Raw genomic sequence first — 424 nt, forward strand, 5'->3', positions numbered from 1 at the left:
CTTTCAGATCCCGTATCCTGGGCGCAATTCGATAACCAAAGAAGGGCATCAGCCCGAAAACATGATCCGATGCCCCACCCGTGTCGGTATAATGCTCTTCAATGGAAAGCCCGTTGGCATGATACAGCAGCCCATCCAGAACATAGGGTGCTTCACCGGCCGTCGCCGCAATCACCCGGGTCGAAAACGGATCATACTGATCGGAGATGTGGGTGTAGAAACTGACGCCCGGTTCACTGCCATTGCGCGCATTGATATCGCTGATCGCAGCGCCTCTGCCACCTGCATGAAACAATTGACCATCACTTGAGGACGATGTGCCGTCTCCCCAGAGTGACGCCAGGGGCAGCCCACGATGGGCTGCAACCATACGGCCAAGGGCTTCGGCGTATCCGGCCTCGCTGATATGCCAGTCATGCAGATG

General features: G+C 56.6%; 1 protein-coding gene. It reads right to left on the minus strand.

What is annotated here, in order from left to right; genetic code table 11:
• Positions 1–424 (minus strand): Tn3 family transposase (locus KP705_RS18105; RefSeq protein ID WP_215765298.1); only part of this gene is annotated, 424 nt, incomplete at both ends.

It is taken from the genome of Gluconobacter sp. P1D12_c (genome assembly GCF_018812105.1).
In the GTDB taxonomy this organism is placed as follows: domain Bacteria; phylum Pseudomonadota; class Alphaproteobacteria; order Acetobacterales; family Acetobacteraceae; genus Gluconobacter; species Gluconobacter oxydans_A.